The organism is Mongoliitalea sp., from assembly GCF_054166905.1.
In genome coordinates this window covers 1-24,322 of the sequence record NZ_JBSZCK010000005.1, presented here as the reverse complement: position 1 = coordinate 24,322, position 24,322 = coordinate 1, and the positions used below count along the sequence as shown (strand labels likewise).

Sequence of the window (24,322 nt, the reverse complement as noted above, 5' to 3'; positions counted from 1 at the left end):
TTAAATGAATTGTTTTCCTCCATCAACGACGATGGTTTGTCCGGTGACATAGGCTGCCAGCGAACTGCTGAGGTACAAAACTGTCCCCACGATATCTTCGGAGCTTGAACTTCTTTTGATACTCCCCCTGTCCACTCCATAGGTAGCGGCATTTTCCATGATGGAAAGACTGGCTTCCGTCAAGGTAAACCCAGGGGCTACTGCATTGACATTGATATTGAATGGTCCACATTCTTTGGCAAGCGTTCGGGTAAGCCCGATAACTGCTCCTTTTGAACTCACATAATGGGACCAATTAGGCGACCCGGACATAAAGGTAGCCGAACTGATATTGACGATTTTGCCACCGTTTTCCTTCATATAGGGAAAACAGGCTTTTGCCAACAACCAGGGACCTTTGATATTGACCTGCATCACCTTATCCCATTCCTTTTCTGAAATTTCATAGAAAGGCGCTCGGCTCAAATTACCATACATGGCGGCATTGTTAACCAAAACATCAATAGAACCGAAGCTCTTATGAATTGCTGCAATCACTTCTTCCACTTGAGTAGCATTGCTGACATCCATGGCATAAGCCAAGGCAGATGCCCCTAATTCAATGGCTGTCTGTTGCGCTGCTTCCAAATTAATGTCACAGATGGCCACTTGAGCACCTCTTTCTAGAAACGCTTCCGCAAATGCCCTTCCTAGACCTATGGCAGCCCCTGTGATGATGACTGTTTTTCCTTTAAAATTTAAATCCATCACTGTTTGATTAACTTTTCCGCATTCATTTCTGTGTAAGCAATCTCCAAAAAGGATTTTGCCAACCATTTTCCTTGTGAGGTGAGCAATTTTGGCAGGACATGTCCATCCAAAATTTCCAAAACCTCCGCTTTCCCGATTTCAAACCATTTCCCAATGGTACTAATACCATGAGGAGTATATCTCCAAAGCTTATCCGCATCCTTGACGATGGAATCTTCAAAGGAACGTACCTCCGCAGTGGTATCGTGTCCATCTATAATGGCTGCTACATGTGCGATAAACTCTTGAGAATATCCATGTTGCTCCAAAAGCGCTGAGGCGATTTCCACCCCATATACTTCATGCGCACGGGTCAATTCGGGATATTGATTATTGGGCCCAAAGGCCTTTAATATTTTATCTGCTGGAATTTTACTCCATCCAGTATCATGCAACATCATCGCCAAAAGGCACACTTCTGCATCTGCTTTCGGGTACCATTGCAAAAGCAACTTCACCAATTGGTAAGAATGGAGGGTATGCACATCATTGTCCCTGATTTGAAGAAACTCTTTCGCATCTTCCCAAATAGCCCTATGGTTTTCTTGAAGGATTTCCATTTCAATAATTCAGATAAATGGTCTTCAATTCGGTATATTCTTCCAAACCATGAATTCCTTTTTCACGACCGATCCCACTTTGTTTCATCCCTCCAAAAGGGACCGAGTGATAGGAGCGTTGGATATTATTGACCCACACCGAACCTGCTTGCAATTGCTCTGCTATGCGTAAGCCTGTCCCAATATTGGCGCTGAAGATATAGGCCGCTAATCCGTAAACCGAGGCATTGGCCTCCTGTATCGCTTCCTCCAAATCATCAAAAGCTGCTATGCCAATAACTGGTCCGAAGGTTTCCTCCCGCATGATTTTCATATCAGCTGTTGCAGCTGCAATCAAGGTGGGTTCCAAGAAAAAGCCCTTCTCATAGATTCCGCCAGTTCTGCGCTTGCCTCCAGTCAGGATATTCGCACCCTTGCTTTGGGCATCTTCAATCTGTTGGAATGCATTAGCATAGATTTTCTCATTGACCATGGGACCTAGATCGCAGGCATCTTCAATACCCAATCCAAGCGTCAACTTTTCGGTTGCTGCTTTCATTTTTTCGCAAAATGCTGGGTACAAATTTTTATGTACATAGACTCTATTGACACGATAACAAAACTGCCCTGTATTCGCAAAGCCGTGTTTGACGATGGCTGGAACAGCGATATCCAAGTCTGCATCTTCACAAAGAATGGCAGGAGATTGCCCTCCCAATTCTAAGGTTATTCTTTTATGTGTTCGGGCAGCTACCCCTGCAATGTGTGCTCCTGTGGAAGTTCCTCCCGTGAAAGCAATTTTGGCAACTTTCGGATGAGAAACTAAGGCATCACCAATCTCTCTACCATATCCCGTAATGACATTGAAAACACCTATTGGATATCCAGCTTCTTCAAAACAAGTTGCCAAAGCCAAGGTACTCAAAGGTGTATCCTCGGATGGCTTCGCCACCAAGGTGCATCCCATGACTAAGGCTGCTCCCATTTTGAAAGTGAGCAGGGTAATCGGATAGTTGAAGGGAGTGATCGCTACTACTACACCGATGGGTTCTCTTGTGACCAAGACTTTTTCGCCCGCCACATTGGTCAAAGGGAAATAACCTTTCATGCGCAAGGCTTCTTCCGCATAATAGTCCAATAATTCAGCACTTCGGTTGACTTCATGGATACATGCCGAAAGCGGCCTTCCCAACTCCAAGGAAAGTTGCTTTCCAATTTCAGTACTCTGCTTGCGCATGGCTGCTGCTAGGTTCTTCTGAAGAGAAACTCGTTCCTGCATAGGCCTCTGCTTCCAACTTTCAAAAGCCGAAGAAGCTGCCTCCACCGCTGCCTGTACATCCGCTTCACCCGAGCGACAAACGGTATCGAGTACCGTTCCATCTGCTGGGTTAAGAACCTCCATACGTGCTTGGCTATAAGAAACGGTTTGTCCGTTGATATAATTTTTCATCCTTACAATACATCTGAGAGCAAAAGTGCTCGTGTGATGGTCAATTCTCTCTTAGCAATCGCAATGGATTCGGGCAGGTGCAATTGCTCGATATTGGTATCTTCCAAGCGCTGTGCATACTGAGAAGGTGTCATTTTAAACCAATCACAGGCCACACTTACACCGGTCACCGCAAATCGCCATAATTTATCTGCATCCCTTACGATTTCATCTTCTTTGGATTTGGCAAACTTTCGGGTATCGTGTCCATCGATGATGGTGCACACCTTTTCGATGAATTCCTCCTGATAGCCAAGTCCTGCCAAGAGTGGCTTCGCATACTTAACTCCTTCAGATTCGTGTAGATAGCGAACATCCGAAGTTAACAAATCTGGACCTGAAAAACCTTTGGCAAAGATTTCTTCCTCATCAATGGCATACCAGCCAATATCATGTAGAATAATCCCTGCTGCTGCTACTTCATGATCTACCGCTGGATAATGCTCCAGTAATTCCAGTGCAAAGCGATACGAGAGGGGTATATGCACGTCGTTTTTACGGACGCGCATATACTTTTCTGCTGCTTTGAAGATAGCCGCATACGCTGGCCTATGAAGGGGGTGAACCATCATGCTTCGACTAATTCTTCTAAAATCTCAACTGTTCCTTTGCCTCCATCTACCCGTATTTTCATACCAGTTTTGATTTGTGTTGAAGCGGAACCTGTTCCGGTCACTGCCGGCAATCCGTACTCTCTGCAGACAATGGCTGCGTGAGACATCATACCTCCGATATCTGTTACGGTAGCTACAATTTTGTTGAATACAGGCGCCCAACTTGGAGCAGTCACTCTTGTGACAAGGATTTCACCTTGCTTCAATTGATCAAGCTCAGAAGCATCGTTGATGATGCGGGCATAGCCTTCTACCAATCCTGGAGAAGCTGCCATTCCTTTCATGTGTCCTGATTTTTCGTCTCCACCCAACCAAGACTCTACAGCCTCTGTGGTGATTCCCCACAGCATGATGGTGAATGGTTCGGTCACTACTTTTGGAGGATTATTGAATGCCGGTTGAGGCGGTGCCGTCGCCAATGCATCTACAATTTTCTTTCTTCGGTTAATTTCTTCTTGCAACACAGCAGGACCAACAGCAGGAACACCAACTGCCCAGCTATTGCCGTAGTCAAACAGGATTTGAAGGATTTCTTCTCTTCGGAAATAGTACATATCCGATTCTTGCTGCCAGAATCCTTGTTCCTTCAGCATGCGGCTGAGTTCACGGGTTTTTCTCCAGAAAACTCCCATCGCCCAATGCTCAATATAGAAGTTATGGTTCTCTACATAAGGGAATACTACCCGTGCAAGACCTAATTTTCCTTCAAAAATTGCTCTTGCCTCATCATCTAAGGATTCAGCGTATTCCATAGTGATGCGGTCCCGCTCTGCTTCCAAGGCTTCGGTAGGTCTGTCAATGACTTCACCTCTTTGCAATTTCTCTACATAATTCTTCAAATACCCATAAGGAATATCCAAATGCTCAATCCAATACTTATCCGAAGAGTAGAAGCCATTGCCTGATGTATAGTTAAACCAAGGGTGCTTGGCTTTCTCCCAAGCCTGCAACCACTGACCACCATTTTCCTCCAGAGCGATGCAGTGAAGTGCCTCATTGACATCTTTCTTTTCAAAGCATTTGGTTAAGTTCAAGGAAACCGCCAGCTTAGCCAATTTCTTCAATTCATCATCTGGTCTGAAAAGGTCAACATCAATACCTTGTACCATTTTAGCAACCGACAAATCAGGAATTCCGGGAAAAACTTCCTTGCAGAATCCAAAGAAATCTAAGTAGGCAGCATAACCCAAGTTCAAAAATTCAAAGTGGTATTGCCAGGTTTCGTAGCACAGGGAAATCAGCTTATTGTAGTCATTAATCAAATGAAAGGTAGGGTCCAATCCTACGCCGTCTTTAATCCACTGAATGTCTACGCGCTCAGGCAAAGGCTCAAAATGAATGGCCTCCATATCATCGATGACACGTTTTACTTTCTTGTGCCAGTTTTCGAGCAACTCATTCCAGTTTTGGAAATAATAGCCTGCCCTTTCCATGAATTCAGGAACTCTTCCCTCTATTAATTCCGGGCTGACAGCTACCGGGCTCATATAGCAATACCCATTGTGAATTTTGAAATCCACCCCATTGGCTGGTGGAATGACGTAGTGTCTGGAATTGTATTGCGAGAGACACTTCACAGCAAACTCCACTGTCATGGCATCAAATGGCTTGAAGACATTGGGCCAGTGTTGGGAATCACAGAAAAAGAATTTATCTTCTTCCTGCGCTTTTAACTGCTCTTGAAATACGAGGAAATAAGGATATAACTCCTTCCAACCTTCAGATCCCTTAGGAGCAGCATGCTCGTAAGGACTGATGAATTTTTTCTTCTTGTCGGTCATAATGGTGTGAATTGTTAATGTTTGGGTTATGTTATTTTTTTGCACTCAAAGGATTAATCAGGGAACCTACCAGTCCTTGCATACCGGACATGTAGTGTTTCTTCGTTTCTGTTTTTTTGTTGGACCACACGGTCTCTGGCCTAGATTGCAGCAAAGTGAACGCATCCTCACCTTCCGCATCTGCATCCAAGGCCCATTCGATGTCCTGAGGACAGCCGTAATGTTTTTCGATTCGCTTGGCAATTTTGCTGATGTAAATCAGCTCATCCCGCGTAAGGCAAGCCTCTCCCGCTTTGACAGGGTCAATTTCAACTTCGACTACTTTTCTGTTTTCGGGATCTGGGATAAGGGCAGTTTTTTTGTCGTGAATGGTAGATGCTACCAATTCAAAAATCACTTTATCCATGAGGTAATTATCAGGCGTCACAGTCCCTGACACCACACTTTCTCCCAAACCATAGGAAGCTTCGATCGCAATTTTGGTCCGATCTCCATTACTTGGATTGAGTGTCATGGTGACTCCCGCTACTCTGGCATTGACCATTTTTTGAATGACCACGCTCATGTGTATATCTTCTTCTGGAATATTGTGATCTTTTCTGTAAGCAATGGCTCGGCTTGTGTATAAGGAAGCCCAACACATTTTGATATGGCTTAACACCTCTTCTTCACCTACTACCCAGAGATAGGTATCCTGCTGACCGGCAAAGCTCGCGTCCGGTAAGTCTTCTGCTGTAGCAGAGGAACGAACGGCTACTGGAAGATCTCCCTCCTTACCGTACATGCTGCAAAGCTGATGATAACTTGCTGTAATGGCTTGCTGAATATCCCCTGCCACTGCTTTGTTGAGTATCTGACCCCTGATTTCTTCAGAAAGTCTATCAAGGGCATTCATATTTTTGGTATCTAACTTTGCCAAGGAAGCAAAAAGTCCTTTGGCAGTCATCAAGTCCTGGATAAAAGCCACAAATGCATCTGTGGTTACACAGAAACCTTGTGGTACCGGCAGGTCTGCTTGTGACATGATGGCTAAGCTTTTTCCTTTACCTCCGAGACTCTCTAATTGCTCAGGCTTAGCATCTTTGAAAAACAGGCTATAAGTGGGTTGCATGGTATAATTGTTTAGTAGTGTAAGTGAAATTTGATGATTACCACTGAACCTGAAGGCCCTGAGGTGCTCTGAATGAGGTGTTGGGAGCAAAAGTGAATGTCTGTCCAGGCTTTAATTGAAGTGTTGGAATCCTTGCAGTCAGTTCTTCCAATACCACCTTGAATTCCAATTTAGCCAGAGGAGAACCTAAGCAAAAGTGTATTCCACTACCGAAAGACAAATGTGTCCCTGCATTGGCCCGCTCAATATCGAAGTTTTCTCCGTTTTCATACATGGCCTCATCCCTGTTGCCAGACCCCATAACCATCAATATATCGGCTCCTTCCGGAATCAAAATTCCACCTACTTCGGTAGCTATTTTGCATTTTCTTCTCCAAGAAAGGATAGATGGTGAATATCTCAATATTTCATCCACGGCCTTTGGAATCAAAGTTGGATTTTTCTTGATAGCTTCCCAGCTTTCTCTGTGGACCAAAAGTTCTCTCACACCATTCCCAATAAGGGAGGTAGTCGTTTCGTGACCGGCAAACAACTGACTGTAGCAGATGGCCGCGATTTCACGATCGGTGATTTCATGCCCTTCTGACTGTAAAGTCACCAAATCACCTGGGAGATCATCCTGCATGTTATTCTTTCTATCACTGACCAGCTTTTGGCAATAATTCCAGTAGCGGATCATATTTTCGGCATGCGTCATTTGTGCATCTTCATCCAAATCCCCCCAAGTCAATAGAAGGCGACTTTCCGCCCAACTTTTCACCTGCGCCACATCACTATCGGGCACCCCCAATAATTTGAAAATCACCAAGGCTGGCAAATCATAAGCTAAGGCCGATACCAATTCGGCTTCAGATTTACCCTCCTTCATTTCTTCAATCATGCGAATGGCAATCTCACGAATAGCTGGCTCCAGCTTTTTGATTCTTGCAAGATTGAATGCCATGCTGACAATTCTTCGGATGCGGGTATGGTCTGGTGGTATACGTCCCGAAAGACCGGAAAGTCCAACCAAACCAGCGGAATCCATCAGAGCCTTCGCTTTCGCCGCAATTGGCTTGAAAGGACTTTGTGCATTCTCGGAACTGAAAGCTTGCCAGTTCCCAAAAATTGCTTTGATGTCTTCATACTTGGAAACTACATAATAGCCAAGCTCCTCACTGTAAAAAATCGGACATGTTTCCCTCACCTTTTTGTAAAAAGGAAATGGATCTGTAAGATCAAAGGGCTTGTAGGCAGCGTTTAATTCCTTGTGATAAGGACAATTTTCGATTCCTGCATTCATGTTGTTTTGGGTTTATGAAGAATTCTCTGCAATATCCCATCAATTCCTGGCTTGTATCCATTGATTTTAAAATATTACTTGTACTTTTATTACATGAGGCGAAAAAATCAAAAACTATTCAATCAAAGCTTCCAAACTGGAATTCCCAATTATGTAGGGTAAACCTGATAATTATCAGTTGAATCGAAGCTTCAGAACAGAAAAACAGCGCTTATACCAACAAAAGAACATCAAATTGCAATTTGCACTTTTAAACAAGGCCCCACATGAAGAAAATTGAAAACTATGTCTTATATGGAGAGTCACAACAAGAGGTCTTACCTGAATTTATCCACTGTGAATCCATCGAGGCTCGCAGCCGAAATCATGATTGGGTCATTAAGCCCCATTTGCATAATCGATTGTATCAATTTGTCATTATCGAGGAAGGATCATTTGAATTTACCTGCGGTCCTACAGTTCAACACATAAATGAACCCTGCCTGATTGCCATGCCTGCGAATACTTTGCATGGATATTTGTTTACCCCTGATATTAAAGGAATGGTGCTCACACTTTCTGATGAGTTTGTTGAAGAAATTCTTAATCCCCAGCCCCATGTTTTGTTAGAAATCGAAAAGCCTCGGGTAATCTTTAGTAGTTGGAACAATGAACGCTTTGGCTTGATGTCCCGGCTTTTCAGAAGAGCCAATAATGAACTGCTCACCGAGTATCAAGGAAAGTCCTTGGCTATCAAATCTTATTTATCCATCCTTTTCGTGGAGTTTTACCGAATGATTTTGGAAAACCGACACAACACCTACAAAGTAGTCAATACCAACATCAAGTTTTTCAGAGCCTTCATGACTCAAATCAAGCGATACTACAGCAATCGCCTCTTTAAAGGAGAAAATCCTGACAAAAAACTAACCGTAGCATCCTTAGCGGACAAAATGGGGATTTCAACCGTACACCTCAATCGTGTTTGCCAAGCGGTAGCCTCCAAATCTCCCATGCAAGTCATTCACGAATTTATCCTCAACGAATCTATTCGATACTTGGAGCAAACCGATTACAGCATTGCAGAGATTAGCTATAAACTGAAATTTGAAGATCCAGCTTATTTCTCCCGTTTTTTCAAAAAATTCATGGGTAAAAGCCCCTCTGAATTTAGGGATAGTGTAGAGGTTACCTAATCCTCAATGAAGCAATCCAACTTCCCTTGCACCTATTCATATTCATTTCTTTAAACTTACAATCGATGAAACGGTATCACCTTGATTATATATCCTTCCTGTTCAAATTCATCCTCCTCCTGATTAAATGTTACCAACATGGCTTCTTTATGGTCGAAAAAGCGCATGGCCTCCCATAGACCACCTAACTCTCGTTTGAGGTTGTCCATAGTTAGATCCCAACATACTTGAACCGATAAGGTACTTTTACCACAACGTCTGATACCAGATATGATCAGCGCGTGGCTTTGAAGGAGCGAATAATCTACCAACTCTGACCGCTCGAGTCCCAACGATTTTTTATACAAATTCCTTTTTGGCTTTTAGCGACTTCCCCTACCAAATGCTTGGATATCATAAGGAGTTATTTTCCGCAAAAACAGACTCTTGTTGTTTAGTAAACAATACTAGTATTGCTTACTAAACAACAAAATTGATTAATTCAAGATTAACAATTATGAATTAGGCTGGTATGCGTCAACTTTTTTTAAAACAGATGGGCTTATCCCAAACTAGTTTTACAAGAATCTGATGGTTGATTTAGGATTTTCGTAAGGCTTGAATAGCCGTATAAATTAATTCTGTGCGCTCTTTTTTGCTATAGTTAAGAATCAAGGCATCCCCATCTATAGGGGTGATTTTTAAAAATGGGCCTTGACTTGAATGAATCAATAGTCTTGTACTACCGAATCCCTCCATAATGAATAAACCCTTTTTTAGCGGACCTACCGCAACACCATTAGTGCGATGATTGATTGGAGGAACTTGATCGATCAATTCAATACTTTTGAGATTTTCCATCTGAACTTCAGTACCAAAGACACCAGTAAATTTCAACTGATTAACAGTCCCCTCAAAATCAGTAGGATCAAAGATATACAAAAAGGTAGCTACCATTACGAGAGCAATCGAACCTGTAAAAATTTTTATCGTTTTCAGCATATTAAATTAGTTTTGAAACCACTGGATAAAAATAACCTTTTTGTTAAAAAAATCTTAACCAAACATTAAGTTTCTTTTTTTACGTTCAAACACTCCCAAAAAAAGTATTTCCTCCTAAACCAAAAGCCCAATTAGTCCTAATTATTCCTATGAAAGCCCTTCATTTTTAGCTATTTTAGCATACTATCAAATGAACGTTAGAACAAAAAACCGAAACGTATGCGATACCGTGATCACAATTCTATCTTTTTTGCCTTTTTAATCTTGCTATTCTCCTGCACCAACTCAGCAAAGCAACAACTAAGCATGCAATCGCCTGATGGCAAAATCAGGCTTATGCTGGATGTAAGTACAGGGGAGCCCATGTATCAAGTACGATTCAATGAAATCCCTATTATCAATAGCAGTGCATTGGGCATAGTTTTTCAGGATTTTGAAATCGGCAAAAACGCAACAATCAGCTCCATTAAAGAAACGGAGGTAGAAAGAACATGGAAACCTCTCTGGGGAGAAAAGGCTGAATTTCTAGACCATCACAATGGCTATGTAATAGAGCTTGAGGAAGAAGGTGTTCAATATCAGTTAGAGTTCAGGCTCTTTAATGATGGTTTAGGATTCCGATACCATATCCCTGCACAAGAGAGTTTGGGGGACAGTCTCTTTATAATGGACGAAATTACAGAGTTTAACTTATCGGAAGACTTTATTGCTTGGTGGATTGAAGGAAACTATGATACCTATGAATTATTATACACCAAAAGTCCAGTAAGCAAAATTGGAGAAATTGAAAATGATTTCAATTCCCATACACATTCTACAGGTGGATTCCCGAAAAACTCTGCGCATACCCCCCTAACCATGCAGGCGAGAGATAACATGTTTTTAAGCATTCATGAAGCCGCGTTGATGGATTATGCTGGAATGACCCTATTGAGACAAGAAGGTCATAAGTTCAAAGCTAACTTAGTCCCTTGGCCAGACGGAATTAAGGTTCGGACCACCGCTCCTTTAACTACGCCTTGGAGAACCATTCAACTGAGTGAAACAGCGGGAGATTTGGTCACCTCTTCTTTGATCCTCAACCTCAATGAAGATAATAAGCTGGAACGTACGGATTATATCGAACCCATGAAATATGTAGGCATTTGGTGGAGTATGCATCTGGGAATAGAAACCTGGGGGAAGGAAGGCGGTAGACACGGCGCAACAACTGAAAATACTAAGCGTTACATCGATTTTGCGGCTGCCAATAATATTAGAGGTGTCTTAGTCGAAGGATGGAATACAGGATGGGAAAGCTGGTATCAGGACGACAACTTTGATTTTCAGACTGCATACGATGATTTTGACCTGAAAGCGGTCACTGACTATGCCCGCTCCAAGGGAGTAGAGATTATCGGCCATCATGAAACTGGAGGTCAAGTACTTTCTTATGAGGCGAATTTAGAGGCAGCCTTGGACTTATACGAACAGCATGGTGTCAAAGCGATCAAAACAGGTTATGCTGGTACTATGCGTCCAGAAGGGCATTTCCATCAGGGCCAATTCATGGTCAGGCATCATCAGAAGGTTGTAGAAGAAGCAGCCAAGAGAGGCATTATGGTCAATATCCACGAGCCCATTAAAGACACGGGGCTCCGCAGAACCTATCCAAATCTGATGACAAGGGAAGGTGTTCGAGGAATGGAATGGAATGCCTGGTCCAGAGGGAACCCTCCAAACCATACGCCAACCTTGGTATTTACTCGTATGCTTTCTGGTCCACTAGATTATACACCCGGAATTTTTGATCTCAAATTCGAGAATTTCGCTGATCAAATGACGCTTTGGAATGAATTGGATGGACTGGAAACCAAAGGCAGAATGCACAGCACCTTGGCAAGACAATTGGCTCATTATGTGATTCTTTACAGCCCTATGCAAATGGCAGCGGATATGATTGAAAATTATGAGGGACATCCTGCATTTGAGTTTATCCGTCAGGTACCCGTAGACTGGGATGACACGAAAGTACTGGATGCTCGTATTGGTGAATTTGTAGTGATGGCCCGACAAAAAGAAGAGGATTGGTTTGTGGGAGGTATTACTGATGAAACAGAAAGAAAAGTAAGTATCAACTTGGATTTTCTTGGAGAAGGGGAATATGAAGCTATTGTCTACGCAGATACTGAAGACACCGATTATCAAAAATATCCAGGAGCTTACCTGATTACAAGCTATCAGGTTACCAATTCAGGGACCTTAGACCTTACAATGAGGGCAACAGGTGGATTCGCTGTCCAACTTACAAAAAAGTAGCCCACTATACCATAAATAAACCTCCCCTAAGGAGGCTTATTTAAAAAGATCCCGCTGGGGCTTCCCGAGGAGAACTTGCTTCGCTGCATTCTTTCGGGATAAACTTCTCGCCCTAGACGATTCTGTAAATAAAAAAACCTCCACAAAGGAGGCTTTTTTAAGTGATCCCGCTGGGGCTTCCCGAGTCGAACTCGCTTCGCTACGCTCTCTCGGGATAAACTTCTCGCCCTAGACGATTCTGTAAATAAAAAACCTCCAAATAGGAGGCTTTTTTAAAGTGATCCCGCTGGGGCTTCCCGAGTCGAACTCGCTTCGCTACGCTCTCTCGGGATAAACTTCTCGCCCTAGACGATGAATCTTTAAACCAGTGATCCCGCTGGGGCTCGAACCCAGGACCCTAACATTAAAAGTGTTATGCTCTACCAACTGAGCTACGGAATCGGTAATCGTATTAATAAATAGAGCATCCTATGCGGATGCTCTTGGTGATCCTGTCAGGACTCGAACCTGAAACCTACTGCTTAGAAGGCAGTTGCTCTATCCAGTTGAGCTACAGGACCATTATTTCAATTTATTGTGAACTCGAACCAGAAACCTTCCCGATAAGTCGGGATGCTCTATCCAGTTGAGCTACAGGACCATTATTTCAATTTATTGTGAACTCGAACCAGAAACCTTCCCGACAAGTCGGGATGCTCTATACAGTTGAGCTACAGGACTTGGACACAAATTCTACTATTCAATTTTTCCCGAAGGAAAATTGTCGGGGTGGCAGGATTCGAACCTACGACCTCCACATCCCAAATGTGGCGCGATACCGGGCTACGCTACACCCCGAACTTTTTATTTTCTAAAAACTCCATTTCTGAAGTCAGTTAACCAGTGATCCCGCTGGGGCTTCCCGAATCGAACTCGCTTCGCTGCGTTCTTTCGGGATAAACTTCTCGCCCTAGACGATGAATCTTTAAACCAGTGATCCCGCTGGGGCTCGAACCCAGGACCCTAACATTAAAAGTGTTATGCTCTACCAGCTGAGCTACGGAATCGGATGTCAATGTGCGTCTCAGACGTTTCAGAGACATTTTTTAACAACTTTTGATTTGTTTTTTGTCAAATCATTGTCGTAATTGGACTGCAAAAATAAGCGCTCGATTTTAAAATGCAAAACATCCAACCAATCTTTCTTACAAAATTTATAATAATTTCTATCACTATTCTACAAAGCTTTAATTGTCAGGCAAATAAATTTTCGCTTCAAAACGCAGATTCTTTGTTTGCATCCAACAATTATCAAGAGGCTCTCCAAATCTACGAACAACTGCTTCTGGAAGATGAAGCATACTCTCCTGCCATGTTGTTAAAAATGGCTTTTGTTGCCGAAGGCATGGGAGATTTTTCGAAAGCCTCCTTCTACCTTGCCAAATTCTACGACATCAATCCAAATCCTCGGGTAATCACAAAAATCAAATCCTTAACCGAGCAATCTGAATTATACGGATATGAACTTTCAGATTGGGACAGATTCTTTGGCTTTGTCACGGACTTACGGGTAGAACTTACCTCTACTTTTGCATTCCTGTTACTCGTCTCACTGATACTGTTAGTAGTATTCAAAGAGAAAGCTATCAAACCAAAATATTACATCCCTTCTTTTGGGTTAATATTTCTAGTGTTTTTATGTAATAATTTTCTATATCAGCCCAAAACCGGCATTATCACAGGCAGCCCCACGCTTGTTATGGAAAAGCCCACGGCAGCGAGCAAAATTATCTCCAAGGTGGATCCTGGTCACCGAGTGGTGATCAAATCAACCAAAGATATCTGGCACGAAGTAGAATGGAATAATAAGCGGGCTTACGTCAAAAGAGACCATATCACACGTTTATAAAGTCGGCTGACCCAATGCTTGCATGAGAGCTGATATCACCCGAGGAGACATGTATAAATCACGGATCTTATCTTTGTAATCATCCGTGAATTGGTCATGGTCAAGTATGTAGTTTTTATGAAATAAAATCTGAGGACCAAGTCCATAAGCAATGGCATAGCTATCTGCAACCAGTTCAGCCTCTATGTATTTCTTGCGAGAAAATTGATACCCAATACCAAAGGCAATCATATTCAAAGAACTCCTATTGAGATAATCCATTACATGACCCAATTCGTGCCCAATCCACCCAACTAAGGCGTCATGTGGGACTTCTTCTATAGGCATTTTAAAATCATCAAAAACCAGTGTTTCTGTTATTTTAATTCTGTACCTGCGCTCGTTTTTTCTATCCATTAGCAAGGATAAAATATTCGGCTGTGCTTGCATCACTGCACCTCTGATATTCTTGATCAGTTGAAAATCTATCTTTACATCCTCCAACTCCGGAAAATGCGAAAATGCCTCCAACACAGGTTTTTCTAACCTTTTGGGATAGGTGATATTTTTGTAACTGACAATGGAGTCCTGAACAAATGTTTGATTAAAATCCTCTTGCTTTTCAGGGGTAAAACCTAAAAAGAAGAAGAAAACTAACAGCGATTGTAACATAGTGGGTGATAAATACTTCAGGACTAGTATACGAAAAACTTCCGCAAAAGTCAAAAAAAAGCTCAAAATCAAGCCATTAAACGAAAAAAGGAGGTCGGTTGACCTCCTTTGAAAGTATTTGATGAAATTATTTGTTGGCGATATATACTAACAAATCAACAACTTTATTAGAATATCCCCACTCGTTGTCATACCAAGACACTACTTTCACGAATGTATCGCTCAACTGAATACCAGCCTCTGCGTCGAAGATAGATGTTCTAGCATCACCATTGAAGTCTGTAGAAACTACTGCATCCTCCGTATAACCTAACACACCTTTCATAGATGTCTCGGACACCTCTTTCATTTTTGCACAAATCTCACTGTATTTAGCAGGGTTTTTCAAACGTACAGTCAAATCAACCACAGAAACGTTAGGAGTTGGCACTCGGAACGCCATACCTGTCAATTTACCATTCAATTCAGGGATAACTTTTCCTACTGCTTTAGCCGCACCTGTAGAAGAAGGAATGATGTTTTGTCCTGCACCTCTACCACCTCTCCAGTCTTTAGAAGAAGGAGCATCTACCGTTTTTTGCGTTGCTGTAGTAGCGTGAACGGTTGTCATCAACCCTTCTTCTATACCCCAATTATCATTCAATACTTTGGCAATTGGTGCAAGGCAGTTGGTAGTACAAGAAGCGTTGGATACGAAGGTCATATCAGGTGTGTAAGAAGACTCATTTACACCCATTACAAACATAGGCGTATCATCTTTGGAAGGTGCAGACATGATTACTTTTTTCGCACCTGCATCGATGTGACCTTGTGCAGTTTCTTTGGTCAAGAAAATACCCGTAGACTCTACTACATAGTCAGCACCTACTTCTCCCCACTTCAAGTTTGCAGGGCTTTTTTCAGCAGTTACTCTGATTTCTTTTCCATTGACGACCAACTTACCATCTTTAACGGATACATCTCCGTCAAAAACTCCATGAGTTGAATCGTATTTCAACATATAGGCAATGTAGTCCACATCAATCAAGTCATTGATTGCAACTACTTCTACATCGCTTCTTTTAGAGGCAGCTCTGAATACCAATCGTCCGATTCTTCCAAATCCATTGATACCGATTTTAATTTTGCTCATAATTTATGTGTTTATTGTTTGTGTTGTGTAATGATTTTTAAAATTTGGTGTCCAAAAGACCTCATAGGGTGTGTTTAAAGAAATTTCACAGCACTAAAATACCCAAAAAAAATCAGTCTCCCAAACCTAATAAACTTTTGAGAATGAACAATTTAAAGAAAAGCTAACCTACAATCGATTGCGGATTACTTTTGAACAAAACAATTATTTGATTATCAGCACGATAATTTTTTATGTATTTTAAGCGAAAATCTATAAAAAAATCCATGTTTGTTGAAGCCATTCAAAAGGTAGCGGGCTTTACCCGAGCCATACACACCATCACAAGAAGCTACCAGTCAAATCAAGTAATCCCAGGAGCAGCCACTTTATTTTTTGTAAATGAATTGGGTGTGGCAATCACCTGTAAACACGTGATTCAATCATTAGCTCAAGGGAGAACTTTGCAAACGCGCTATAAGGAGTTTTCAGCTAAGAAAAAGGAAATCAGGCATCCCAAGAAAATTAAAGAATTGGAAACTGCTTATGGATATAAAGAAAACAGTCTGATTCAGATGAAAACTACCTTTGTGGATTGCGTTGACCGTATGTCCGGCTTTACTTGGCATTTGCACCCAACCTTTGATTTAGCCATCCTGAAGTTCAATGATATTGGCCGAACGCTCTATCAAGGCCATGCGATTTTTGGGAAAAATAGTCAACAAATCAATCAAGGAAGTTACCTCTGTAGGCTCGGCTTTCCTTTTCCAGAGTTTAGCAATTTCACCTATTCGGAAGCACATGACGATATTCTATGGACTGCTGAGGGTGTGAAAGCATCTCCCAGATTTCCGATTGAAGGTATGCTGACTCGGTTTGTAGCAGATAAAAATGGGGTAAAATATGGAATTGAGATGAGCACTCCAGGCCTGAGAGGCCAAAGTGGCGGACCTTTATTTGATGCAAATGGACATATCTACGGCATGCAAAGCAGAACCAAACACTTACACTTGGGCTTTGATATCGAAGAAAAGCAAATACTCAGCAATGGCAAACTGAAACATGTAAGCGATTACTCCTTTATCCACTTAGGTGAATGTATCCATATGGATACCATCAAAGAATTCCTTCGAAGTCATCAAATTAAATTTTATGAGGCATAAAAAAACTCCTTGAAAAAGGCCACAACCAATTTCAAGGAGTTATCATTACCATAATGCGCTGACTCGATTAAGCCAATGTAGCCAAAACTTTATTGAACGTAGCACTTGGCCTCATGACTTCGGCCGTCTTGGAAGCCTCCGGCTGATAATAACCACCGATATCAACTTTCACTCCCTGCACTTCATTCAATTCCTGCACGATGGCTGCCTCATGAGCCGCTAGTTCGGCAGCAATTGGGGCAAATTTCCCCTGAAGCTCAGCATCCTTCGATTGGTTGGCAAGAGCCTCTGCCCAATACATGGCCAAATAAAAATGAGAACCTCTATTATCCAGTTCTTTGGCTTTTCTGGATGGTGATTTATCCTCTTGCAAAAACTTGCCCGTAGCAGCATCCAAGGTCTCTGCCAATATTTGTGCTCGTTTGTTGCCAAATACCGTGGATAGGTGCTCTAAAGAAACCGCCAAAGCCAAGAACTCTCCCAAAGAATCCCATCGTAAGTGGTTCTCTTCTACCAATTGCTCTACATGCTTAGGGGCAGAACCACCGGCACCCGTTTCAAACAATCCTCCACCATTCATCAATGGCACAATTGAAAGCATTTTTGCACTGGTACCCAATTCCAAAATCGGGAACAAATCGGTCAAATAATCTCTCAAGACATTCCCGGTAACAGAAATGGTGTCTTTTCCTGCCTTGATTCTTTCCAAAGAGAAACGCGTTGCTTCAACTGGAGAAAGGATATGAATTTCCAATCCAGTGGTATCATAGTCTTTCAAATAGCTTTCTACCTTAGCGATTAATTCTCTGTCATGGGCACGGTTTTTATCCAACCAGAATACCGCAGGGGTCTGGGTAGCTCTTGCTCTGTTAACAGCTAGTTTTACCCAATCCTGAATTGGTGCGTCTTTGGTTTGGCACATTCTCCAAATATCTCCTGCATCAACAGTATGGGACATCAAGGTTTCACCTGATGCATTTTTCACTACCACAGTACCTGCAAATGGGATTTCAAAAGTCTTATCGTGCGAACCATATTCCTCTGCTTTTTGAGCCATCAATCCAACATTAGGCACTGAACCCATTGTCGCTGGATCAAAAGCTCCGTTTTTCTTACAGAAATCAATGGTCTCCTGATAGATTCCTGCATAGGATCTATCAGGAATAACTGCTTTGGTATCTTGCTGCTTACCTTCTTTGTTCCACATTTGACCGGATGTACGGATCATCGCAGGCATAGAGGCATCGATGATTACATCACTTGGCACATGCATATTGGTAATCCCTTTATCCGAGTTTACCATCGCTAAATCAGGACTTTCGGCTAAGCAAGCTTCGATAGCTGCTTCCACCGCAGCACGCTCATCAGCAGGAAGTGAAGCTATTTTTGCCACTAAATCCCCAAAACCGTTATTGACATCTACTCCCAATTTTTTGAAGGTGTCACCAAACTGCTCGAATACTGGCGCAAAAAACACTTTGACTGCATGACCGAAGATAATAGGATCAGATACCTTCATCATGGTTGCTTTCATGTGTAAGGAAAACAACACCCCATGTCTTTTGGCATCTTCCTTTTGCTCAGCTAAAAATGTATTCAATTTGGAAACACTCAATACAGCCGCATCAATTACTTCAGAAGCCTGCACTTTTAACCCCTCTTTCAACACCTTGCTACTCCCATCAGACCCTTGCAATTCTATGCTAATGGTATCTGCTAACGGCATGGTGACGGACTGTTCTGATCCGTAAAAATCACCTTCGGTCATGGAAGCCACATGAGTTTTAGACTCTGATGACCACTTGCCCATACTGTGAGGATTGTTTTTGGCATATTGTTTTACAGCTAAAGGAGCTCTTCTATCGGAGTTTCCTTCTCTTAAAACAGGGTTTACAGCACTTCCTTTAATTTTATCATAACGAGCTTTGATATCTTTTTGATCAGCTGTCTGAGGGTCATCTGGATAATCAGGCAGTGCATATCCCTTGGCTTGTAATTCTTTAATAGCGGCTTTCAACTGAGGAATTGAAGCCGAAATATTTGGAAGCTTGATAATATTTGCTTCCGCAGTTTTGGCCAATTGCCCTAATTCTGCCAAATCATCGTTGATTCGCTGATTCTCCTGCAGAAATTCTGGAAACTGGGAAATGATCCTACCTGCAAGGGAGATATCTCTTGTTTCGACCGTTATGCCGGCTGAATCCGTAAATGCCTTTACAATCGGTAAAAATGAATAAGTTGCTAGTGCCGGTGCTTCATCCGTAAGCGTATAAAGAATTTTTGCCACGTTCGTTATTTTTAGTTAATGATTTTTGTTTGGATTGATTAAACTGGAAGGTAAACTCATTTTACTACTATAAAATTCCTTTACCTTAAAAATCGGCCTAAATTAAGTAAAATATCCCAGTATCACGGAATGATGAATGAATCCGAGTCCATCCAGGCAGGAAATTTGGCCCTAAATTCCATTAACGGTGCGTATTGAATAGAACAATACAGGATGCATTCTTCGTCTTTATTGAAAACCAATTGATTTCCTTTGAAATCATATACGGCACTATGCCCAGAGTATGGAATCGCATTTCCATCCTGCCCTACCCTATTTACACCTAGAGAATAACTTAAATTTTCAACCGCTCGGGCTTGCAATAGAATATCCCATGCGGAAATTCTTGGCTTTGGCCAGCTTGCTACATATAGGATCAAATCATAAGCTAACTCTTCGCCTACAGTGATATTCCTAGACCAAACAGGAAAGCGTAAATCATAGCAAATCTGTGGAAGAATTTTCCATCCTTTGTAGTGAATAATCTGATTACTTTTCCCTGCTGCATAATATTGGTCCTCATCTGCCATTCGAAAGAGATGACGCTTATCGTAAGTCTGAATTTGACCTGAAGGCTCTACCCACAAAAAGCGATTGAAATAATTCCCCGAATCGTTAATTACTATGGAACCACAGATAACAGCTTTCGTCTGTGCTGCTAATTGCTTCATCCATTTAGTCGTATTCAGATTCATGGGTTCAGCCACTTCAATAGCATCCATGGTAAACCCTGTGCTGAACATTTCAGACAGTACAATGATATCTACTCCTTTCTCAATATTGAAAATCTTTTCCTCCAACATGGCCAAATTAGCCGTTTTATCTTTCCAAAAAAGATCAGTCTGAACAAGGGCAAGTTGTAAATCAGGGGTATTCATGGTAAGGAAAAGCGTTAAGGAGCAATTTATTTTAAAGGGTAAATCATTCGATAGTCCGTAGAGATTTTTCCCTTACTGACATCAATTAGTTTACTTTGAATCAATCGCTTTTTCAATCCTTTGAGGTAATCTACAAAAAGAATCCCTTCCAAATGGTCATACTCATGCTGAATAACTCGGGCAGTCATACCTGAAAACTCCTCTTCTTTTAGATTCCAGTTTTCATCATAATATTCAATCGTGAGCTTTTCGGGACGGATAATTTCGGCACGTACGTCAGGGATACTCAAACACCCTTCCTCAAAACCATAATTATCTCCGTATTCATCCAAAATAATCGGATTGATAAATGCGCGACGAATACCTTTTTCTTCATCTTCCTCATCCAACATCAAGGAACTGTCGATCACAAACAAGCGGATTCCTTTATTGATTTGTGGCGCAGCGAGACCAACTCCATTGGCATGGTCCATGGTGCTGAACATATCCTTGATTAATTCCGAAAGATTTTCTCCTTCACGGATTTCTTCTGCTTCTTTTTTTAATATTGGATTGCCGTACGCGACGATTGGGTAAATCATAATCGGTCTAAATATGTCTGTAAAATGATGGCGGCACTCATTTTATCGAGATTACCTGCCTTTTCTTTTCTGTCTTTTTTCTTAGTCCCCATGGCTATCATCGATTGCATGGCCATTTTGGAGGTGAATCGCTCATCCACATAGGTGGTTGGCATCTCAGGAAAAACCTTAGCTAACCGTTTTTTCAAGCCCTCCACCAGTGGAGTCATTTGATTGGGCGTACCATCCAAGGATTTTGGATATCCTATAACCACTAATTCAACGGACTCTTTGGAGAAATAATTCCTTAGATAATCTTCCAAGGTATGAGTTGGGATGGTTTCTAAAGGATTGGAGATCATTTTCAATGGGTCTGTCACAGCCAAACCTGTGCGTTTGGTCCCCAAGTCTATGGCTAAAATCCTCCCCATCAGTTGCTGATTATTTTTTTTCGAAGTCTTCTAACCACTTCTCGTTCCAACTCAATAGCCTTAGGAAAAAGTAAGGTATCTTCAATAGTCGCATGCACTTGCAGTTCCTTTTCAAACACCTGAAGCTCATGGTATAATACCTTTATAGCAGTAGGGGATGCTTCCTCTAGCTGATAATCTTTTGTTAACTGACGGATCCCAATCATTTCATCATCATGGGCTTCATGCTGATCAGAAAGATTGGCTATGGGTTTATTTTCAAGAATTTTCAAGGCATCTGGTAGCCTATACAAATCAGCTTCGATTTCCTGCAACAGCTTAATACGGTTGAAAAGAGTGGTTTCTTCTTCATGAATATGATGAATAAAATCCTCTACAAACATGGGAAAAAGCATTTTCAAATCAGCCAAAATTCCTGCATAATTACCATCTACCTGTATACCTCCTATCATATTGGAGAGAAAGGGCAACTCTTGACGTACAAAGAAATAATGTTTACGCTTCAGGTAAGCCATCAACACCTCGATCGGTTTGAGATATAGTTCCTCATGGCTCGGTTCTTTTCGTAAAGCCCAATATTCAAGCTCTGTTATTAGTTGCTGCGGATTGATTTTAAATTTTTTACAGACTTCATCCAAAGAATTATGCTCATACAAGAAAAAATCTATCCCAAAGTAGTGAAGTACCGCTGCAAACACATAGTTTTCCTCTACCAAATCTTTGATGGGCTTGTGTTGACTATTGGATAAGTGATCGGACATGAGACAAAATTACTTTATTTTAGATAAATTAAGTGAAAGTATTGGCCAAAAATCAAAATATCTCGTTAATCTAAACGATTTACCACAATTTGCAGTTAAATTGTATATTTAATAGCTATTCAAGAGTCCCAAAATTTAAAATATCGATAGGCGTGAGTGAAATTAAAAACAGTAAACAACAAATTAGGCTACCAATTATATTGGCGTTAGGGATTTCTGCGGGGATTTGGATTGGAGCCACCTTTGCCGAGCCAAAAAGTGACCGAAATGATTTAAGAGCTGCAATTTATAAGTTGCAGGAAATCATCACATATATCAATCGGGATTATGTGGACAGTGTTAATACCAACGAATTGGTTGAATACGGGATTCAGCGAATGCTTGAAAAATTGGATCCCCACTCTTCTTATATTCCTGCAAGAGATGCCACATTAGCCAAATCTCAACTCGATGGAGAGTTTGATGGTATCGGCGTAGAATTTGGAATTGTAAGGGATACCATTTATGTAGTAGCTCCGCTAACTGGGGGGCCTTCTGAAAAATTAGGTATTCAATCAGGTGACCAAATCATCACTGTTGATGGAAAAACGGTTGCCGGAACAGGTATAACCAATCGAGATGTTTTTGATTTATTAAGAGGACCTAGAGGAAGCACAGTCAATATTGAAGTCAAAAGAAAAAATCAAGCTTCTTTGATGCCATTTGAGATCAAACGAGATAAAATTCCTCAATACAGCATCAATGCTTCCTATATGGTAGATAATGAAATTGGTTACATTAAAGTTACCCGCTTCGCTGCCACCACCTATGAAGAGTTCAAAAAATCATTGAGTGAGCTGAAAGAGCAGGGAATGACCAAATTGATTTTGGATTTACAAAGTAATCCAGGTGGATATATGACGGCCGCCATCAATATGGTGGACGAATTATTAGGCGATAATGCCCTAATTGTATCTCAAAAAGGAAAGACTTCTAGATTTAACAATAAGGCTTATGCTGTCAGACCGGGCATGTTTGAGGATGGTTCTGTTATTGTATTGATAAATGAGGGAAGTGCTTCTGCTTCGGAAATTGTGGCAGGTGCCATTCAGGACAACGATCGTGGGTTAGTTGTAGGTAGAAGATCATTCGGAAAAGGCCTCGTGCAGCTACCGTTAGATTTGTCAGATGGTGCAGAATTAAGACTTACCATAGCTAGATACTATACTCCATCAGGAAGATCTATTCAAAAGCCTTATGGAGAAAATGAAGATTATTCTGCAGATTGGAGCAATCGCCTGATGCACGGGGAGTTTTTCTCAGCAGACAGCGTAAAATTCAGTGATAGTTTGAAGTATGAGACAGTGTCAGGAAGGACGGTCTATGGAGGCGGAGGAATCATGCCTGATTTCTTTGTTCCGCTTGATACTACGATGGCTAGTTCCTATGTCAATAGACTCTTCAATTCAGACTCGGCAAGAGAATTTATCTTGGACTATGCTGATAATAACAAGAAAAAATTTGAAGGAATGAGCTTTGAAGACTACTACAACAAATTTACGGTTACTGATGAGATGCTTCAAAACTTAATTAAAGTTGGAGAGCGGAATAAGGTAAAATTTGATGAGAAAGACTTCAAAAAATCTAAAGAATACCTTCGCGTTTTGATCAAAGCGCACATGAGTCGCAATATCTATGATGACAATGCGTTTTATCGAGTAATTAATGATATCAACGAAATTTATTTGCAGGCTATCAATCTTTTTGATGAGGCTGAAAAATTAGCTTTGAATTCAAAAAAATAACATGAGCTGTTTCTAACTAAGGCCAGGTTTTCAAAAGCCTGGCTTTTTTTATGGGAAAAAGCAGGCATTTTTTGACAGATGATAATTTTTAGGGTAATTTTAAAAAAACCCAAGACCATGAAGTATTTATTTAGTTTCCTAATCCTTATCTCCTTACTTGCAGCTAAACCAATGAACGTATATGCCCAAGCAAAAATCACTCATATAGCGGTGTATGTAGAAGAAATAACCCGAAGCACGGCGTTTTACACCAGTGTTTTCGGTTTTGAAAAATTAGATGAGCCGTTTAAAGATGGCTTGCATGATTGGTTGGATATTGGCAATAACCTGAGCATGCACATCATCCAAGCCCCTTGGGAACCAGTAAGCATAAACAAACACAACCATATTTGTTTCAGTGTACCTGATATGGATGCATTCATCTCTAATTTAAAGAATCTTGGGATCCCTTTTGAAGACTGGCCAGGTAATCCAAACACTATAACCACCAGGCCCGATGGAATTCGCCAAATCTATATCCGAGATCCAGATGAGTATTGGTTGGAGGTGAATGATGAATATTGATGGCTCGCCGAGTAGGCAAAGGGGAATCTCACCCCTAAGCCTCTCACAGAACCGTACGTGACAGTCTCCCGTCATACGGCTCTTGTTATTCTTGATAAAGTTTCAACAGTAACCTGTTTGCCAGTGATAAAAGAGACTGGGATTTT

General features: G+C 41.5%; 22 protein-coding genes and 4 tRNA genes. 6 read left to right on the top strand and 20 right to left on the bottom strand.

Features of this window, described 5'->3' with window-relative positions; genetic code table 11:
* Genes ACXIUD_RS01410 through ACXIUD_RS01380 form a run of 7 tightly spaced genes read right to left on the bottom strand, consistent with a single transcriptional unit; the run spans position 1 to position 7,605 of the window.
* Positions 1–747 (bottom strand): SDR family NAD(P)-dependent oxidoreductase, encoded by a 747-nt coding sequence (locus tag ACXIUD_RS01410; protein ID WP_458050853.1) that lies wholly within the window; start codon positions 745–747, stop codon positions 1–3.
* Positions 747–1,349, bottom strand: a complete 603-nt coding sequence (locus ACXIUD_RS01405) for an HD domain-containing protein (protein WP_458050852.1) — start codon at positions 1,347–1,349, stop codon at positions 747–749. Before ACXIUD_RS01405 ends, ACXIUD_RS01410 begins: the two co-directional genes overlap by 1 nt.
* Position 1,350: 1 nt before the next feature.
* On the bottom strand, positions 1,351–2,778 hold the full coding sequence (locus ACXIUD_RS01400; RefSeq protein WP_458050851.1) for an aldehyde dehydrogenase family protein: 1,428 nt from the start codon (positions 2,776–2,778) through the stop codon (positions 1,351–1,353).
* Between the two features lie 2 nt (positions 2,779–2,780).
* Positions 2,781–3,389 (bottom strand): HD domain-containing protein, encoded by a 609-nt coding sequence (locus ACXIUD_RS01395; protein WP_458050850.1) that lies wholly within the window; start codon positions 3,387–3,389, stop codon positions 2,781–2,783.
* Positions 3,386–5,212 (bottom strand): PEP-utilizing enzyme, encoded by a 1,827-nt coding sequence (locus ACXIUD_RS01390; RefSeq protein WP_458050849.1) that lies wholly within the window; start codon positions 5,210–5,212, stop codon positions 3,386–3,388. The genes ACXIUD_RS01395 and ACXIUD_RS01390 overlap by 4 nt, the downstream gene beginning before the upstream one ends.
* Positions 5,213–5,243: 31 nt before the next feature.
* A complete protein-coding gene (locus ACXIUD_RS01385; RefSeq protein WP_458050848.1) occupies positions 5,244–6,323 on the bottom strand; it encodes a PEP/pyruvate-binding domain-containing protein in 1,080 nt (359 codons plus the stop codon).
* Positions 6,324–6,360: 37 nt separating this feature from the next.
* Positions 6,361–7,605, bottom strand: coding sequence for a cytochrome P450 (locus ACXIUD_RS01380; RefSeq protein WP_458050847.1), 1,245 nt, complete (start codon positions 7,603–7,605; stop codon positions 6,361–6,363).
* Positions 7,606–7,871: 266 nt separating this feature from the next.
* On the opposite strand from ACXIUD_RS01380, the gene ACXIUD_RS01375 reads away from it, so the two are divergent.
* Positions 7,872–8,780 (top strand): helix-turn-helix domain-containing protein, encoded by a 909-nt coding sequence (locus ACXIUD_RS01375; protein WP_458050846.1) that lies wholly within the window; start codon positions 7,872–7,874, stop codon positions 8,778–8,780.
* Between the two features lie 56 nt (positions 8,781–8,836).
* Here ACXIUD_RS01375 and ACXIUD_RS01370 read toward each other — a convergent pair whose 3' ends face one another.
* Both ACXIUD_RS01370 and ACXIUD_RS01365 read right to left on the bottom strand, forming a co-directional pair.
* Entirely contained in the window at positions 8,837–8,989 is a 153-nt protein-coding gene (locus ACXIUD_RS01370; protein WP_458050845.1) for a hypothetical protein, read from the bottom strand.
* Positions 8,990–9,359: 370 nt separating this feature from the next.
* Positions 9,360–9,761: a hypothetical protein gene (locus ACXIUD_RS01365; RefSeq protein WP_458050844.1), complete on the bottom strand. Its 402-nt coding sequence runs from the start codon at positions 9,759–9,761 to the stop codon at positions 9,360–9,362.
* A gap of 219 nt (positions 9,762–9,980) precedes the next feature.
* Between ACXIUD_RS01365 and ACXIUD_RS01360 the strand changes: the two genes are divergently transcribed.
* The gene (locus ACXIUD_RS01360) at positions 9,981–12,059 is read left to right on the top strand and encodes a glycoside hydrolase family 97 protein (protein ID WP_458050843.1); all 2,079 of its coding nucleotides are present in this window, start codon (positions 9,981–9,983) and stop codon (positions 12,057–12,059) included.
* 368 nt (positions 12,060–12,427) lie between these two features.
* On the opposite strand, the gene ACXIUD_RS01355 is transcribed toward ACXIUD_RS01360, so the two are convergent.
* From ACXIUD_RS01355 to ACXIUD_RS01340, 4 genes are all read right to left on the bottom strand, one after another.
* A tRNA-Lys gene (locus ACXIUD_RS01355) sits at positions 12,428–12,500 on the bottom strand.
* Between the two features lie 42 nt (positions 12,501–12,542).
* A tRNA-Arg gene (locus ACXIUD_RS01350) sits at positions 12,543–12,619 on the bottom strand.
* Between the two features lie 203 nt (positions 12,620–12,822).
* Positions 12,823–12,896: transfer RNA gene (locus ACXIUD_RS01345), tRNA-Pro, on the bottom strand.
* A gap of 136 nt (positions 12,897–13,032) precedes the next feature.
* Positions 13,033–13,105 (bottom strand) — tRNA-Lys (locus tag ACXIUD_RS01340).
* 224 nt (positions 13,106–13,329) lie between these two features.
* Between ACXIUD_RS01340 and ACXIUD_RS01335 the strand changes: the two genes are divergently transcribed.
* Positions 13,330–13,947, top strand: coding sequence for a hypothetical protein (locus ACXIUD_RS01335; protein WP_458050842.1), 618 nt, complete (start codon positions 13,330–13,332; stop codon positions 13,945–13,947).
* Here ACXIUD_RS01335 and ACXIUD_RS01330 read toward each other — a convergent pair.
* Positions 13,942–14,598, bottom strand: a complete 657-nt coding sequence (locus ACXIUD_RS01330; protein ID WP_458050841.1) for a hypothetical protein — start codon at positions 14,596–14,598, stop codon at positions 13,942–13,944. The two genes, ACXIUD_RS01335 and ACXIUD_RS01330, sit on opposite strands and share 6 nt — an antisense overlap.
* Positions 14,599–14,725: 127 nt before the next feature.
* Positions 14,726–15,730, bottom strand: coding sequence for a type I glyceraldehyde-3-phosphate dehydrogenase (gene gap, locus ACXIUD_RS01325; RefSeq protein ID WP_189586514.1), 1,005 nt, complete (start codon positions 15,728–15,730; stop codon positions 14,726–14,728).
* Between the two features lie 266 nt (positions 15,731–15,996).
* Between gap and ACXIUD_RS01320 the strand changes: the two genes are divergently transcribed.
* Positions 15,997–16,872, top strand: coding sequence for a trypsin-like peptidase domain-containing protein (locus ACXIUD_RS01320; RefSeq protein ID WP_458050840.1), 876 nt, complete (start codon positions 15,997–15,999; stop codon positions 16,870–16,872).
* A gap of 67 nt (positions 16,873–16,939) precedes the next feature.
* Here the strand turns inward: ACXIUD_RS01320 and ACXIUD_RS01315 are convergent, their stop codons facing one another.
* The 5 genes from ACXIUD_RS01315 to ACXIUD_RS01295 form a co-directional block, all read right to left on the bottom strand.
* Positions 16,940–19,168, bottom strand: a complete 2,229-nt coding sequence (locus tag ACXIUD_RS01315) for an NADP-dependent isocitrate dehydrogenase (RefSeq protein WP_458050872.1) — start codon at positions 19,166–19,168, stop codon at positions 16,940–16,942.
* Between the two features lie 113 nt (positions 19,169–19,281).
* A complete protein-coding gene (locus ACXIUD_RS01310; protein WP_458050839.1) occupies positions 19,282–20,076 on the bottom strand; it encodes an amidohydrolase in 795 nt (264 codons plus the stop codon).
* 26 nt (positions 20,077–20,102) lie between these two features.
* Entirely contained in the window at positions 20,103–20,657 is a 555-nt protein-coding gene (gene def, locus ACXIUD_RS01305; RefSeq protein WP_458050838.1) for a peptide deformylase, read from the bottom strand.
* The gene (gene ruvX, locus ACXIUD_RS01300; protein ID WP_458050837.1) at positions 20,654–21,067 is read right to left on the bottom strand and encodes a Holliday junction resolvase RuvX; all 414 of its coding nucleotides are present in this window, start codon (positions 21,065–21,067) and stop codon (positions 20,654–20,656) included. Before ruvX ends, def begins: the two co-directional genes overlap by 4 nt.
* Positions 21,067–21,828, bottom strand: a complete 762-nt coding sequence (locus ACXIUD_RS01295) for a hemerythrin domain-containing protein (protein ID WP_458050836.1) — start codon at positions 21,826–21,828, stop codon at positions 21,067–21,069. Before ACXIUD_RS01295 ends, ruvX begins: the two co-directional genes overlap by 1 nt.
* A 152-nt stretch (positions 21,829–21,980) precedes the next feature.
* On the opposite strand from ACXIUD_RS01295, the gene ACXIUD_RS01290 reads away from it, so the two are divergent.
* Both ACXIUD_RS01290 and ACXIUD_RS01285 read left to right on the top strand, forming a co-directional pair.
* The gene (locus ACXIUD_RS01290; protein WP_458050835.1) at positions 21,981–23,612 is read left to right on the top strand and encodes a S41 family peptidase; all 1,632 of its coding nucleotides are present in this window, start codon (positions 21,981–21,983) and stop codon (positions 23,610–23,612) included.
* A gap of 117 nt (positions 23,613–23,729) precedes the next feature.
* Complete coding sequence (locus tag ACXIUD_RS01285) at positions 23,730–24,176, top strand: VOC family protein (RefSeq protein WP_458050834.1); 447 nt, start codon at positions 23,730–23,732, stop codon at positions 24,174–24,176.
* Positions 24,177–24,322 lie beyond the last annotated feature (146 nt).

Coding starts and splice junctions, on each gene's coding strand:
- ACXIUD_RS01410 (WP_458050853.1), bottom strand. CDS start 747: ATGGATTTAAATTTTAAAGGAAAAACAGTCATCATCACAGGGGCTGCC.
- ACXIUD_RS01405 (WP_458050852.1), bottom strand. CDS start 1,349: ATGGAAATCCTTCAAGAAAACCATAGGGCTATTTGGGAAGATGCGAAA.
- ACXIUD_RS01400 (WP_458050851.1), bottom strand. CDS start 2,778: ATGAAAAATTATATCAACGGACAAACCGTTTCTTATAGCCAAGCACGT.
- ACXIUD_RS01395 (WP_458050850.1), bottom strand. CDS start 3,389: ATGATGGTTCACCCCCTTCATAGGCCAGCGTATGCGGCTATCTTCAAA.
- ACXIUD_RS01390 (WP_458050849.1), bottom strand. CDS start 5,212: ATGACCGACAAGAAGAAAAAATTCATCAGTCCTTACGAGCATGCTGCT.
- ACXIUD_RS01385 (WP_458050848.1), bottom strand. CDS start 6,323: ATGCAACCCACTTATAGCCTGTTTTTCAAAGATGCTAAGCCTGAGCAA.
- ACXIUD_RS01380 (WP_458050847.1), bottom strand. CDS start 7,605: ATGAATGCAGGAATCGAAAATTGTCCTTATCACAAGGAATTAAACGCT.
- ACXIUD_RS01375 (WP_458050846.1), top strand. CDS start 7,872: ATGAAGAAAATTGAAAACTATGTCTTATATGGAGAGTCACAACAAGAG.
- ACXIUD_RS01370 (WP_458050845.1), bottom strand. CDS start 8,989: ATGGACAACCTCAAACGAGAGTTAGGTGGTCTATGGGAGGCCATGCGC.
- ACXIUD_RS01365 (WP_458050844.1), bottom strand. CDS start 9,761: ATGCTGAAAACGATAAAAATTTTTACAGGTTCGATTGCTCTCGTAATG.
- ACXIUD_RS01360 (WP_458050843.1), top strand. CDS start 9,981: ATGCGATACCGTGATCACAATTCTATCTTTTTTGCCTTTTTAATCTTG.
- ACXIUD_RS01330 (WP_458050841.1), bottom strand. CDS start 14,598: ATGTTACAATCGCTGTTAGTTTTCTTCTTCTTTTTAGGTTTTACCCCT.
- gap (WP_189586514.1), bottom strand. CDS start 15,730: ATGAGCAAAATTAAAATCGGTATCAATGGATTTGGAAGAATCGGACGA.
- ACXIUD_RS01320 (WP_458050840.1), top strand. CDS start 15,997: ATGTTTGTTGAAGCCATTCAAAAGGTAGCGGGCTTTACCCGAGCCATA.
- ACXIUD_RS01310 (WP_458050839.1), bottom strand. CDS start 20,076: ATGAATACCCCTGATTTACAACTTGCCCTTGTTCAGACTGATCTTTTT.
- def (WP_458050838.1), bottom strand. CDS start 20,657: ATGATTTACCCAATCGTCGCGTACGGCAATCCAATATTAAAAAAAGAA.
- ruvX (WP_458050837.1), bottom strand. CDS start 21,067: ATGGGGAGGATTTTAGCCATAGACTTGGGGACCAAACGCACAGGTTTG.
- ACXIUD_RS01295 (WP_458050836.1), bottom strand. CDS start 21,828: ATGTCCGATCACTTATCCAATAGTCAACACAAGCCCATCAAAGATTTG.
- ACXIUD_RS01285 (WP_458050834.1), top strand. CDS start 23,730: ATGAAGTATTTATTTAGTTTCCTAATCCTTATCTCCTTACTTGCAGCT.